Below are 14,018 nucleotides of genomic sequence, written 5' to 3' on the forward strand. Positions count from 1 at the left end.
TAACCAATCTTTCATAAAAATTGAGGCATAACAATCATGTTGAATAGAATAGAAAGCAACGACCTTTTTACACCGGAACAGGTTCTCGAAAATCGGGGTCGAGTAGCAATTTTTATTGACGGCTCTAACCTTTTTTACGCGGCTTTACAGTTAGGCATAGAAATTGATTACACTAAGCTATTGTGCCGTTTAACAGCCGGTTCACGGCTGTTACGCTCTTTTTTCTACACTGGTGTCGATCGCACTAACGAGAAACAGCAGGGGTTTTTGCTGTGGATGCGTCGCAACGGCTACCGAGTGATTTCTAAGGATTTGGTGCAGTTACCAGATGGTTCTAAGAAAGCCAATTTGGATGTAGAAATTGCTGTGGACATGATGGCTTTAGTCGGGTCTTACGACACAGCGGTTTTGGTCAGCGGTGACGGCGATTTGGCCTATGCTGTGGATGCTGTGAGCTATCGCGGTGTGCGGGTGGAAGTCGTGAGTTTGCGATCGATGACCAGTGACAGTTTAATCAATGTAGCCGATCGCTACATCGATTTAGAAATGATTAAGGATGACATCCAAAAAACATCGCGCCCTAACTATGCTTACCGCCCGCTGTCGGGTCTAAGCTTGATGGAAGAACACGACGACAGATAGGGATTTGGTAAGAAGTCATAGGGAATTGGGAATAGGGAATGGGGGATAGGCATAGGTAATAGGTAAGGGGTGGAATCATTAAAAATAAGAAGTTAAAAATTTAGATAAAGTATAAAACATTTTTAATTTTTGATTTAGTGTTTTTAATTAGCCAACTACCAATTACCAATTACCAATTACCAATTCTCAATTACAAATTCCCAATTATCGATTACCAATGATTAATCTCCAATCCCAAAATTCCCATCTCAAATCCCCAAAATCCGTGCTGCTATTTTTAGCAGCATTGATTTTGGGGATTAGTGCTTGTGCTGCTCCCCAAGAAACTCAAAATAACAAATTAGCAGAGGATCTCAAAACTGCTCAGCAGTCAAACAGCTCTTTAACCTTAAACAAAGTAACCCTAGAACAAGCCAACGAAAAAGGCGAAATCTTCTGGAAAGTTAACTCACAAAGTGCCGTTTACAGCAAAGACCAAAAAACAGTTAACGTTCAGAAACCAGTGGGAAAATTGTTTCAGGACGGCAAAGAAATTTATGACATTCAGGGAGAAACTGGGCAGGTATTTCAGGAAGGAAATCAGGTTTTTCTCAAAGGTAACATAGTCGCTACTGACCTTAAAAATGGCGTGGTATTGCGGGGAAACGAGTTGGAGTGGCGACCAAAGGAGGATGTTTTAGTTGTCCGCAATAATTTGACTGGAGAGAACAAACAGGTGACGGCTTCAGCGAAGGAAGCGCGGGTTTTCAGTAGGGCTAAGAGGATGGAGTTATTCGGCTCTGTGGTGGCGAATGTTAAAGATCCGGCTTTGCAATTGCGAACAGAGCACTTAGTGTGGTTTGTCGAGCAACAAAAGATAAACAGCGACCAACCGACTCAAATTGACAGATATAAAGATAAAAAAGTAACAGACAGCGGTTTTGCTGACCAGGTAGATGTAGACTTAAAAACCAAGATTGCGACATTAACGAAAAACGCTCAATTAATGCCATCAGACCCACCGCTGCAAATAGAAAGCAGTTTGATGAGTTGGAATTTTCCGGCGCAATCGGTGGTATCGCCTGGGCCTGTGAAGGTTTTTCACCGCGTGGAAAAGGTGACGATGACTGGGGATACGGGGCGGGGAGATTTACAGAAAAAAGTTTTTTATTTGACGGGAAATGTGGTAGGAATTGGTGAAAAACGTCAAGCTCAATTAAATACCGATCGCGTAACGTGGTATTTAACTAACCAAACTTTTGATGCAGAAGGAAATGTGGTTTACAAGCAACTAAATCCGGTGTTTAATTTGACTGGGCCGAGGGCAGCGGGAGAGTTGAAAAATCAAACTGTGATTGTCAAAGGCGACGGCGGCGGTGGCCAAGTGGTTACGGAATTTGTACCGGACGAGTACAAGGGAAATTTGGGACAGTAGATGGGATTGCAACCGCAGATGCGGGCAGATGAGCGCTGATGAACGCAGATATAATGAAGATTAGATTGAGTAAGGAGGGGTTGGGATGACTACAACTTTAGAAAAGTTAGAACGGCTCGATGAACCTATCTTAATTGACGAGCTGAGTTGGAGAGAGTTTAAAGTGGTTGAACAGTTGCTCTCACGCCCAGGGGTGAGATTATCGTTTTTAGATGGGGTACTGGAGATTAGACGTATGCCGGGAGAAAAACATGAAACGATTAAAGAACGAATTGGTTCTCTACTAGATCTTTATCTGCTTCAAATGGGAATTGATTATCAGCCTACTGGTTCGATGACGCTGGAAAGTCCATCGGGGTTGGTGAAGCGAGAAGCTGATAAATCCTATAAATTGGGAGCTAACCGAGAATTTCCCGATTTGGCGGTGGAAGTGGTGGTGACTAGCGGAGGTATTAACAAGTTGGAAGTTTACAAACGCCTCGAAATTCCTGAAGTTTGGTTTTGGGAAAATGGTAGGCTGCGTTTGTATTCGTTGGGGGATGATGGATATGCAGAGGTCGATCGCTCTCAAGTTCTGCCAGACTTAGATATTGCATTATTGGCGCGGTGTATCAATATTGAAAATCACCTTCAGGCAATGCGGGAATTCAGGCAAGCTATTCAATAGAATTTGATTGTGCAATTAAGTTTGTAATAATGACTTCTGCCTTTTCTTAAAGCTTTTAGTTACTAAGGACTAAACTTCCTTACTACAACACATCCCAACGGGCAGCATACAGTGCAAGTGCAAGAGCGGATCGAAGTCGATCGTCCGAGACAGTAGTAAGGAATGAGAATTAAATAACTTAGGAATGAAAATTTAATAACTTTAGCGTTTGTTAAATAGTCGGCACTGCACGATAATTCCATTTAGGTAGATATTCATCAAAAATAATTTTCATTGTTTCTTTAAATCCATTAGCTACTTTTCGACCAGTTTCATAAATTTTATCAATCACATTTACTACGACAGAAAGCCCGGTTTTAGTATGCGTTTTTGCCATGAGTTTTTTCACTAACTCAAGAGAAGTAAAAATCACTCCTTGACCATTTGTGACAAGTTAAGAAAAAGTGCAAATTGTCAAGGGGGTAGACTTGCAAGAGGTAAAATAGGATGAAACCTTGACCGGGTAAGCAGTTGAGCCATAATTGAACCAGTTTATGAGTAGCAAAAAACGCATCAACCGAGATCATGCAAAGAAAAAAAATCGTCCTCAAGTAGAAAACGAAGCGGTAGCGAATTACCTGGAAGATTTATTAATTCCAGCAATGGCGGCCCAAAAAACTTTTTATCGCCAACTAAATTTAAGAGATAGAATTCTAACACTACCGTTAATGATGGCCTCCGTATTAAGTTTATTATGGCGAGACGTAGCAGGAGTAACAGAATTAACCAGATTATTAAAGAGAGAAGGCTTTTTATGGTGTCAGCCACAAGAAATTAGCCAACAAGCATTATCACTCAGATTTTTAACTTTTCCAGCTATTTTGTTTGAAAAAGTATTTAAAGAATTACTACCTCATTTTCGACAAAAATGGTTGATGAGAAAGTCGAGACTATTACCAGATAGCGTACAATTTGCCTTAAAAAACTTTGAAAATATCTGGATAGCAGACGGCTCAACATTAGAAGCATTATTTCGGAAACTAGAAAGTTTATCAGATGTTCCAATTGGTCAATTAGCCGGGAAAATGGGAGTAATAATAGACCTAGTAACTCATCTTCCCGAAGAAATTTGGTTTTGGACAAATCCGAAACAAGCAGATACCCATTGGGAAGAAGATTTACTAAAAACAGTTAAGCCAAAAATTTTGCTGTTACTGGATAGAGGCTTCTATCACTTCGCTTTTTGGTCAAAATTAATTGAGCAAGAAATTGGATTTATCACTCGAATTAAGAAAGGTGCATCTTATCAAGTAAAACGGGTATTAACCAATACCTATGATGTTAAAGACCAGATAATCCAGATAGGTGCAGGGACAAAAAAGACACCTAGTTTGACTATAAGATTAGTACAAATTCGCTCGAAAAATAGCTGGCGTTCTTATCTGACGAGTATCCGAGAACCCGAAATATTGCCCCCATATGTAGTGGCAGATTTATATCAAAGACGCTGGCGAATTGAAGACGCCTTTTGTATAGTAAAGAGACTCCTAAATTTAAGTGATTTATGGACAGGTTCTGTCAACGGAATCCAGCTCCAAATCTGGGCTACCTGGCTATTTTATGCGGTTATGGTAGACTTAGGGGATGCCGTTGCAGATGAATTAGGAGTGCCAATTGAACGTGTTTCATTAGAAATGATTTATCGGGGAATGTATCATTTTTCTGTGGCCTATCAAAAAGGATTAGCTTCTGACCTCGTTAAGTATTTTGCTGACGAAAAAAATCAAGATTTAGGGATTGTTAAGCGACAACGAAAACCTCAGATAAGGCTAATTATTTCTCCTTTCCCTGGAACTCAAAGAAGTCCCGAACAATTTTTTTTAAATAATAAAGGAACAAATGGAGTCATATTTTAATTGGTATCTCGGTAAAAAAATGAGTAAGATTACTCATTGACAACAGTGCTTTTAGCTTAACTTGTGAGTAATGGCCTGCGGTAGTGGCGATGCGTCACAATCCGTTACTCAAGGCCATGAGTGAGCGATTATTGGGTCGTGGCTGGCGTCAAAATGCAGGTGATTGGCGCTCTGATGAGGAAATTGGTGCATTTGGCTTTTGGGATTTTAAAGTCCCAAAAGCCTTTTGACCCTAATTATTTACTCGCTACCCCTTGACAGTTCAAGACAGTATCTACCTGATTTCGGGCGAAGCGAAGCGGAGGGAATCGACCGGACATGATATTATTCAACCAGAAACTATCTCTATAGAATTGCAAAATTCGATCGACCTCCTGGTCACCCCAGAACAATTCGAGGCCCTAGCATTGGCAAATCCCGACTTGAGATTAGAGAGAAATGTATAAGGAGAGTAGGCTTTTGAGCCTGTCCCACAAGAGTTTCATAAAATTTATTGAGGCCAAACTAAATGGGAGGCCAGCTTACTACCCCTACTTTTAAGCCTAATAGTTCGGTTGCCTTGAAGCTCTCTACAGGCTTAGAAAATAAATATCCTTGCCCCAACTCACACCCCAACTCTTGCAGTTTCTGTAGCTGTGTTGGCGTTTCTATCCCTTCTGCCACGATATCCATACCTCGGCTGCGAGCCAGCGTCACGATCGTCTGGATAATTTCTACGCCACTGTTGTCGGCCCCAATGCGGCTCACAAAAGAGCGGTCAATCTTTAAGGTATCAATGGGAAACTCGTGTAAGCGGCTTAAAGAAGAGTAGCCCGTGCCAAAGTCGTCGATACACAACTGAATGCCTAGAGCTTTTAGCTGCTTCAACATCTTTTCTTCCCTGGATACTGTTTCTAAAATGCAACTTTCAGTAATCTCTAGTTTTAGAGAGTAGCTTGGAATGCCAGTCTGCTGCAAAATCTCCTCAATTCGATTGAGTAGGTTTACTTGCTTGAGCTGCACGGGGGAAAGATTGACATTAATCGTCAAGGGAGGTGTTTGGGGAAACTGTTGCTGCCAAATACTGATCTGGTGACAAGCTTCCTGCAAAACCCACCACCCCAGTTCATTGATCAAACCAGTTTCTTCAGCCACAGGGATAAACTCAGCAGGCGGGTAGATCGTGCCAGATGCGTGATGCCAGCGCACCAAAGCTTCAAAGCCACTCAGTTGCCCCGTAGAAAGGGAGACAATTGGCTGGTAGTGAACGCAAAATTCTTGTAGCGCGATCGCCCTTCTCAAGTCGTTCTCCAACTGCAACCGCGTCATAGCCACAGTTTGCATAGCTGGAGCGAAAATTTCGTAACGCCCTCTGCCTTGAGCTTTAGCATAATACATTGCGATATCCGCATCTCTGAGTACGTCTTCTGGGCGATCGTAACCCATTGTGCTCAGGAGAATGCCAATGCTGATCTCGGTAAATACTTCATAATCATTCAAATTAAACGGCTGCCTTAATTGATTTTGGATGCGTTCAGCCACCCTGTTTGGTTCATCAATATGTTTAATATCTTCCAGCAATATCACAAATTCATCTCCTCCAAACCGCGCAACTGCATCTGTATGGCGTAAACAAACTTGCAGTTGACGAGCAACGCTTTTTAGTAATTGATCCCCAACCAAATGCCCGAGGCTATCATTCACTACTTTAAAGCGATCTAGGTCAATAAATAGCACCGCATATAAATAATCTTCATGTCTGTATGACAAGTCGATCGCCTGTTGCAGCCGATTCATAAACCAAGCGCGGTTAGGCAACTCCGTTAGCGCGTCGTGAAAAGCATCATGTCCTAATTTTTCTTCCCTTTCCAACAACTGAACTTGAGCCTGTTGAAGCTCGTTGTAGGCTTGTCTAAGTTCAGCCGTTTGAGAAGCCACCCGTTCCTCTAACTCAGAAGTGAGTTTCTGCAAGGCCACTTCCGCCTCTTTTCGCCTTTCAATTTCCTGTTTGAGAAGCACATTTTGCTCTTCCAGCGTCTTGGTCAAATTTCGCAGTCTCAGGTGTAGTTGCAAGCGGGCTAGGACTTCTTCTTGCTGAAAGGGTTTGGTGATATAATCTACTGCCCCAATTGACAAACCTTTAACCTTATCCACGCGATCGGTAAGAGCTGTCATAAAAATCACAGGGATATCTTTCGTTGCCACCGATGCTTTTAAACGGCAGCAGGTTTCAAACCCATCTATCCCCGGCATCATCACATCTAATAATATGATATTTGGCGAAACTTCTTGTAGCTTCTCAATAGCACTTTCCCCATCCTTAGCCACTAAAACCTTGAAGCCTGACTCCTTCAAAAAATCGAACAGAAGTTTGAGGTTATTCGGGTTATCGTCAACAATTAAAATCACATTTTCGTTGGGATTCAACATTTTATTCTCCAAAATGTTTTTTGACAAAGGCTAGTAGTTCTTTTTCTTCAAAGTTTTTGGCAAATTGCAACACTTTATTAGCAAACGGATGATAGTTCCCATCTATCTTCTTGAGTCTATTGGCTTCCTGCTCAACAACTTCAATATCGCCGATTCGAGCTGCATTAAACAGCGTTACAAGCTCTGTTGATGGCGGGATAGTAAGCTCACCACTTTGAACATTTAATAAATTAGTGAAACCTTCCTGCTGTTCGTTTGCCAAATCCGTAGGTTCGTCGTAAATCCATTCGATTTGCAAGTAATCCTTTAATACTTCTAGCAATTCTTCTACTTGGATCGGCTTGGACAGGAACTCGTTACAACCTGCTTCTTGGCTATTTTGGCGATCGAATTCAAACACGCTGGCGCTGGATGCTATCAATATTACATCTTTAAACTCTGATGACTTTCGGAAGCGCCGTGACATTTCAAATCCATCCATTACTGGCATCACTAAGTCTGTGATAATCAGATCGGGTTTAAAATCAATGGCTTTATTTAAACCCTCTTGTCCATTACAAGCTTCCATGATTTTAAAACCTAGTGGTTCTAAAAAAATTCTAATAAAACCTCGATTTTCTAATCGATCGTCTACTAACAAAATTTTATTTTTATTTCCTTTAAAACCCTTTAAATTGATTGAAGTATTTGGCGAAGGTTGCTCAATAAATTCACATGATCGAGTCAACTCTAATTCAAAGTAAAAAATGCTGCCTTGACCGAGTATACTTTCGACTTTTATTTCGCCTCCCATCATTTGAACAATTTTCTGTGCGATCGCTAATCCTAACCCAGTGCCTTCTGCCTTCTGCTGGCTATTTCCGACTTGTTCAAACGGTAAAAATATTTTTTCTAACTGTTCTGGTGCCATTCCAACCCCAGTATCTTGGATATGGAAACGAATTTTAGTAAGTTGTGATGGGTCAGAGTCTTCCCCCGTACCTATTACGCCTACCTTAAAAATAACCCCTCCTTTTTTTGTAAATTTAATAGCATTTCCCAACAGGTTAAGCAAAACTTGGCGCAGTCGTTTTTCATCAGCATTTACAGCGTTAGGAAGTTGATTTAATACTTGATAACTAAATGTAATTTCTTTTTGTTCAGCTCGGATACGGCAGATTTCCACCACCCCGATCAAAAAAGAAGAAAAATTAAAATTTGAACTGTAAAGTTCCATTTTACTGGCTTCAATTTTAGAAATGTCTAAAATATCGTTAATCAGCGTGAGTAAGTGGGAACCACACTGGTGAATAATGTGGATAGCATCTTTTTGTTTAGGAGTGGTAGTTTTATCGCGTTCCATAATTTGAGAGTATCCTAGAATTCCGTTCAGGGGTGTGCGGAGTTCATGGCTCATGTTGGCGAGGAATTCGCTCTTGGCATGGTTAGCAGTATCAGCGGCAATTTTTGCCTCTTTTAGCTCACTTGTCCGTTCTTCTACTCGATTTTCTAGCTCTGAGTTGGTCTTTTCTAAAGCAGCAAAAGACTCGCGCAATTGCTGTGCCATCTGGTTAAAAGATTGAGCGAGAATTCCCAGTTCATCTATGCCATTTACCTCTACTTTTTGGTCTAATTGACCGCTAGCGATCGCTCGACTCGCTTGACTTAACCGAAAAATCGGATGGGTAATCCAGCGGGAGGCGAGGATTCCTAAGAACGTCGCTAGCACTAACGCTAAAACGCAGAGTAGGATAGTGCTGCGGGTATTGGCATTGATTTGCTCCATAAAGTCGGCTTCTGGAACGACTACAACAATCAGCCAATCAAGACCTCTGCCATCTTGGAATCTGGATACTTGCACGAATTCCCGCTGACCGTTCAGCATGAATTCAAGTTGCTGGTTGCTGTCAATGTTGGTGAAGTTATCAAAGCGTTCTATTAAATGCTGTGCTGTACCTTTGATTAAAGGTACGCTGCTTTCAATCGCTTTTAATCTTTGCGTTTTTTTGCCATCTGTGCTGTCAAGAAATGGCTTCTCGGCGGTGGAAGAAGCCACTAGCAAGCCCGATCTTTCTACGATGAAAGTCTTTCCAGATATACCAATTTTTAAAGTTTGGAGAAAGTCGCCAATTTTTGAGAGAAACAGATCGGTACTTACAACTCCTAGAAAAGTGCCATTTTTATCGTAAACAGGTTGGCTAGCTGAGATTCCTAGGCTAGGTTGAATATAATATTGATAAATTTTATTCCATTGGGGTTTGCCTGCAACTTTTGCGGCCTTATACCAGGGTCGGATGCGGGGATCGTAGTCGGGGTGGGTTTCCTTAAACTGAGTCGGGTTGCCCTCTCTATCTACCTTGACGATCGTATTGAGAAAATTAGTAGAGCGATCGGTTATTTCAATAACCACACTGCCATCATCCTTATATCCAGCACCCGCATATTCTTTTCTTTCCCCTCCAAAACTGATGTAACTAACGGTGGGAAATTGCTTTAGTTGCCAGAAGAAGTAGCTTCTCATCGAACTCATATTGTCGGGATTCCACAACCCAAAGCGACGAATGGCATCGACGCCGATGGCATTGACCAAATGGGGCGTTTCCAAGTAAGTGTTTAATTGTTGATTGATGCGGGCGACTACCTCCGTTCGTAATTGGGTAGTAACGTTGTTGACGGCAGTTTTGCCGTTGCGTAGCGAGAGCCAACCTGTCAGCCCCACAGCGACAAAGATTTGCAGCACGAATGGTACGACTAATACGAGGCGCAGCGGGATTTTTTGAGGGCTTTTTGCAAGTTCATTCTCACTTGCGATTAGAGTCATGGCGGAGTCATTTTAGTATTTGGATTGTATCAATAACAACAGTCGCTCAGCTTTGATAATTTAAAGTCAGTTCTAGGGAAATTCTTGATTCTCTCTATTTTGAATGCCAATTGGTTTAATGATATCTTATTGTTGAATAACCGGGCTGAAATGAGCGGGTAATACTGATACAGTTTGCAAATTTATGAAAAAAAACAGCTCCCCATTTGAGACGGAATCTCCATAAATGTCAAATGCTATATTTTGCTTGGGGTTGCAGTGTGAGCCTACCTGCCGATTTCATGGATATTGAGTACACCTTCATTCACTTGTAGGTCTTGACCTCAATACTAATTGATCTAAGCATACAACTAACTATAGTCAGGACTTACGAACTATAGGGTCTGAAACCCAGCTTCCCCGTGCTGCCCTAAAAAGGGGGGGAACCGCTTCAAAAAACGGGGTACTTGAAAGCCCTCTTGGAAAAAGGGTTTGGGGGTTCTATGCGTAAGTCTTAAGCTTACGCCAGCTAAATTGCGCTTTTTTTTCAAGGGGCTCTCTGGCCCGTCTCACAAGGATTCTCAAATAAAGGAAATGGGAACCTAGATGCACAATAACTTAATAGTCGATCGTGCATAGTGCCTAAACCAACCATAAACTCAACACTTTGACGGGGTGACAAGCAGGTTAAAAGCAAAGCTGCGTCAAGATTTTGAGTTGATTAACCAAGCACAAAGATATTTGCGGGCGTGATTCAATAAAAGAGAGTGGCGAGATCCCTTGAATCAGGTTCAAGGCGAGCTTGGAGGATCGTATGAGTCAATAAGCCTGTGAATAATCCCCTATCTTTTTTGAGGTTCAGGGGCTTTAATGCTTTTACCATCAAGGTTTGACAGGCGTTGTCACCCCGCCAAGTATTTTAACTTAGGATCGCGAATTAAATAATTTACACAAGGAAAGTGGGGTGTCCCGCCCGCCCTTTCTGGACGGGCGGGACGCCCATCCCACAAGAACCATCACGCATTGTAAGGAAGGAAAATTTAATAACATCAGCGATGTATAATAAGTAAATGAGTGAATATAAATAGGTTCATGTTTCGGTAGGGATGTCAAATATTATACCTACTTGGTTCTTCTTGTATCGCCCATGATTTGTTGACTTGAATCATTTATTACTAACTTAATTTATGTATTACTCAGACGAAATTACTGCTTTAATGCTCAAACATCATCAGTCTTTATCTGAAAAAGACCAAAGAAAATATGCAGCGATAGAAGCCGTAAAACTTGGTCGTGGTGGAATTATTTACATAGCCCGAGTTTTGGGAGTAGACAGAAATACAATAGCCAACGGCATTAAGGAGTTAAAAAGTGAATCAGAACCCACCTTGAATCAAAAGAGAATTCGCCGACCTGGGGGAGGAAGAAAAACTAGGGATTCTCAGATACCTGATTTAAATGAGCGTTTTTTAGAAGTCTTAAAAAACCACACAGCCGGAGATCCAATGTCCGCTCAAATTAAATGGACAAATCTTACGCATCAACAAATCGTTGAAGGTCTGAAGGCTCAGGAAACAATAGTCAGTACCACAGTCGTTCAAAAACTGTTAAAAAAACATGGATATGTGAAACGCAAAGCTCAAAAACAACAAACAACCGGAGTCACAAAAAATCGTAATGAACAATTTGAAAATCTTGCCAGAATAACGGCTCAGTATGAGTTGCGGGGTAATCCAATTGTTAGTAGGGACACCAAAAAGAAGGAATTTATTGGAAATCTCTATCGAGCAGGCAGTCTATATACTACCGAAGTTGTTACGACATTTGACCATGACTTTTGGAGTCTAGCTGACGGAAAAGTAGTACCTCATGGAATTTATGATCGGCAACATAACCGAGGATATTTAAACCTGGGAATCAGTAAAGAAACGAGTGAATTTGCTTGTGAATCGATTAAATTATGGTGGCTCAATTACGGAAAATTTATCTATCCTCAAGCCGATTCAATTTTAATAAAATGCGATGGAGGTGGCAGTAATAATTCTAATCATCATATCTTTAAATCAGATTTACAAAAGTTAGTTGACGAGCTAGGGATAGAAATTAGAATCGCACACTATCCTCCCTATACATCGAAATATAATCCGATCGAACATCGTTTGTTTCCTCACGTAACTAGAGCCTGTCAAGGAGTGATTTTTACTTCTCTTGAGTTAGTGAAAAAACTCATGGCAAAAACGCATACTAAAACCGGGCTTTCTGTCGTAGTAAATGTGATTGAGAAAATTTATGAAACTGGTCGAAAAGTAGCTAATGGATTTAAAGAAACAATGAAAATTATTTTTGATGAATATCTACCTAAATGGAATTATCGTGCAGTGCCGACTATTTAACAAACGCTAAAGTTATTAAATTTTCATTCCTAAGATACAAGGGGCGGGTTCACCAACAATATCTGCCAATAATTGACAATCTCAAAAACCCGCCCGGCCGGGATATTATGGTCAATCGATCGGACATGATATAAATGTTTGTACCATATTCAATTCCAGGTTTTTTTAGATTGAACTCGGCAACAAGAAAAGAGTTAAATAAGAACTATCGCGGGGGTGGGGCGGGTTTACGAAATTATCGGTTTTAGGCAATTATTGTCGGTGAACTCGCCCCTACAGGTTGTTGACAATAGTGCAATATGTTTGATGCTTTTTACAACTGTCCGAAACCTTTTTTTGGCTTATCTTTTTTCTTTTTCTTCTTCTGCTGGGCACCCATATAGCCACGGGAACCGGGCTGCATTCCGCCCGGGCCGCCCATTCCCGGCATTCCCGGCATTCCGGGCAATCCTCCCATTCCTGTAAAGTTTCCTTGACTCATTTGCTGCATCATGGTACGCATTTTTTGGAAGTCGCTGACGAGTTTTGTTACGTCATTTTCGGCGTAGCCTGCGCCTTTGCCGATGCGGCGGCGGCGGGATGGAGAACTTGCTAAAAGTTCGGGATTGCGGCGTTCTTCAATTGTCATTGAATTAATCATGGCTTCGGTGCGTTTTAGCTGCACTTCTCCCTGCCGCATTTGTTCGTCTGAGAGTTTGTTCATCCCCGGAATCATTTTCATGATGCCGCCGAGGGAACCCATATTTTTTAACAATCTGGTTTGCTTGAGAAAGTCGGTAAAGTCAAACTTTGCCGTGAGCATTTTCTCTTGCATTTTCTCGGCGTCGGCGATGTCGAATTCTTCTTGGGCTTTTTCTACTAGCGTCAAGACATCGCCCATGCCAAGTATTCTCGATGCCATGCGTTCGGGATAAAATGGTTGCAATGCTTCCACTTTTTCGCCTACGCCGACAAATTTAATCGGCGCGCCGGATATTTGGCGCACGGATAAGGCTGCACCGCCGCGGCTGTCGCCGTCTAATTTGGTGAGGATTGCACCGGTAATCCCGATTTGTTCGTGAAAGGTGCGGGTTAAATTTGCTGCTTCTTGGCCGGTCATGGCATCAACAACTAACAGCGTTTCATGGGGTTGTACTGTTTGTTTGATGCGAACCAATTCTGCCATCATTTCTTGGTCGATTTGCAGGCGGCCTGCTGTATCGACGATGATGGTATCTACGCCTAGTTGTTTGCCGTGTTCGATGCCTTGGCGGGCAATTTCTACGGGGTCAATGTCTTTGCCTAGTTCAAATACTGGTACGTCGATTTGTTTGCCGAGGGTAAGCAATTGGTCGATCGCGGCTGGTCGATAAATGTCGGTGGCGACTAGCAGTGCGGTAAGATTTTGCTTGCGGAGGTGCAGGGCTAGTTTGGCGGTGGCCGTGGTTTTCCCGGTTCCTTGCAAACCGGCCATCAGGATGACGGTGGGCCCGGATTCGGCGGTGGCGAGGGGTACGTTGGTTTCCCCCATGACGCGGACGAGTTCGTCGTGGACGATTTTGATGAATTGTTGGTCGGGACGGACGCCTGAAACGACTTCTGCCCCTTGTGCTTTGGCCGTTACCTCTCCGACAAAGTTTTTGACGACTTGGAGGTTGACATCGGCTTCCAGGAGGGCGCGGCGGACTTCTTTGATGGCGTCTTGGATGTTGCTCTCGGAGATTTTATTCTGTCCGCGCAGTTTTTTCCAGGTGGATTCGAGTCGATCGGCAAGGGCTTCAAACATAGGGCTTTGTTGGCTAGTCAGTCTTTTTTATTTTAGGGCTAAACGGGGGTTTTT

11 protein-coding genes are annotated in these 14,018 nt (G+C 42.2%); 7 read left to right on the forward strand and 4 right to left on the reverse strand.

Features of this window, described 5'->3' with window-relative positions:
• The first annotated feature begins 36 nt into the window (after nucleotides 1–36).
• From QUA44_RS10560 to QUA44_RS10570, 3 genes are all read left to right on the forward strand, one after another.
• Nucleotides 37–642, forward strand: a complete 606-nt coding sequence (locus QUA44_RS10560; protein ID WP_006631885.1) for a LabA-like NYN domain-containing protein — start codon at nucleotides 37–39, stop codon at nucleotides 640–642.
• 217 nt (nucleotides 643–859) lie between these two features.
• Entirely contained in the window at nucleotides 860–2,056 is a 1,197-nt protein-coding gene (gene lptC / locus QUA44_RS10565) for an LPS export ABC transporter periplasmic protein LptC (RefSeq protein WP_333255752.1), read from the forward strand.
• Nucleotides 2,057–2,141: 85 nt separating this feature from the next.
• Nucleotides 2,142–2,723, forward strand: a complete 582-nt coding sequence (locus tag QUA44_RS10570) for a Uma2 family endonuclease (protein ID WP_333255751.1) — start codon at nucleotides 2,142–2,144, stop codon at nucleotides 2,721–2,723.
• Between the two features lie 211 nt (nucleotides 2,724–2,934).
• Here QUA44_RS10570 and QUA44_RS10575 read toward each other — a convergent pair whose 3' ends face one another.
• Complete coding sequence (locus QUA44_RS10575) at nucleotides 2,935–3,135, reverse strand: ISAzo13-like element transposase-related protein (RefSeq protein WP_265239191.1); 201 nt, start codon at nucleotides 3,133–3,135, stop codon at nucleotides 2,935–2,937.
• A gap of 121 nt (nucleotides 3,136–3,256) precedes the next feature.
• On the opposite strand from QUA44_RS10575, the gene QUA44_RS10580 reads away from it, so the two are divergent.
• The 3 genes from QUA44_RS10580 (at nucleotide 3,257) to QUA44_RS10590 (ending at nucleotide 5,064) form a co-directional block, all read left to right on the forward strand.
• Nucleotides 3,257–4,618 carry an IS4 family transposase gene (locus QUA44_RS10580; RefSeq protein ID WP_333255747.1) on the forward strand — a complete coding sequence of 454 codons (1,362 nt, stop codon included), beginning with the start codon at nucleotides 3,257–3,259 and terminating at the stop codon, nucleotides 4,616–4,618.
• Nucleotides 4,619–4,707: 89 nt separating this feature from the next.
• On the forward strand, nucleotides 4,708–4,848 hold the full coding sequence (locus tag QUA44_RS10585; RefSeq protein WP_333309672.1) for a hypothetical protein: 141 nt from the start codon (nucleotides 4,708–4,710) through the stop codon (nucleotides 4,846–4,848).
• Nucleotides 4,849–4,872: 24 nt separating this feature from the next.
• Nucleotides 4,873–5,064, forward strand: a complete 192-nt coding sequence (locus tag QUA44_RS10590) for a hypothetical protein (RefSeq protein ID WP_333255745.1) — start codon at nucleotides 4,873–4,875, stop codon at nucleotides 5,062–5,064.
• A 58-nt stretch (nucleotides 5,065–5,122) separates the two neighbouring features.
• Here the strand turns inward: QUA44_RS10590 and QUA44_RS10595 are convergent, their stop codons facing one another.
• Together QUA44_RS10595 and QUA44_RS10600 are read right to left on the reverse strand one after the other, a co-directional pair.
• Nucleotides 5,123–7,027: an EAL domain-containing protein gene (locus tag QUA44_RS10595; RefSeq protein ID WP_333255743.1), complete on the reverse strand. Its 1,905-nt coding sequence runs from the start codon at nucleotides 7,025–7,027 to the stop codon at nucleotides 5,123–5,125.
• 1 nt (nucleotide 7,028) lies between these two features.
• Nucleotides 7,029–9,827, reverse strand: a complete 2,799-nt coding sequence (locus tag QUA44_RS10600; RefSeq protein ID WP_333255741.1) for an ATP-binding protein — start codon at nucleotides 9,825–9,827, stop codon at nucleotides 7,029–7,031.
• A gap of 1,166 nt (nucleotides 9,828–10,993) precedes the next feature.
• On the opposite strand from QUA44_RS10600, the gene QUA44_RS10605 reads away from it, so the two are divergent.
• On the forward strand, nucleotides 10,994–12,199 hold the full coding sequence (locus tag QUA44_RS10605; RefSeq protein WP_333309674.1) for an ISAzo13 family transposase: 1,206 nt from the start codon (nucleotides 10,994–10,996) through the stop codon (nucleotides 12,197–12,199).
• Nucleotides 12,200–12,512: 313 nt separating this feature from the next.
• On the opposite strand, the gene ffh is transcribed toward QUA44_RS10605, so the two are convergent.
• Nucleotides 12,513–13,964: a signal recognition particle protein gene (gene ffh, locus QUA44_RS10610; protein ID WP_333250662.1), complete on the reverse strand. Its 1,452-nt coding sequence runs from the start codon at nucleotides 13,962–13,964 to the stop codon at nucleotides 12,513–12,515.
• Nucleotides 13,965–14,018: the final 54 nt, after the last annotated feature.

The organism is Microcoleus sp. N9_A2 (genome assembly GCF_036701775.1).
Taxonomy (GTDB): domain Bacteria; phylum Cyanobacteriota; class Cyanobacteriia; order Cyanobacteriales; family Microcoleaceae; genus Microcoleus.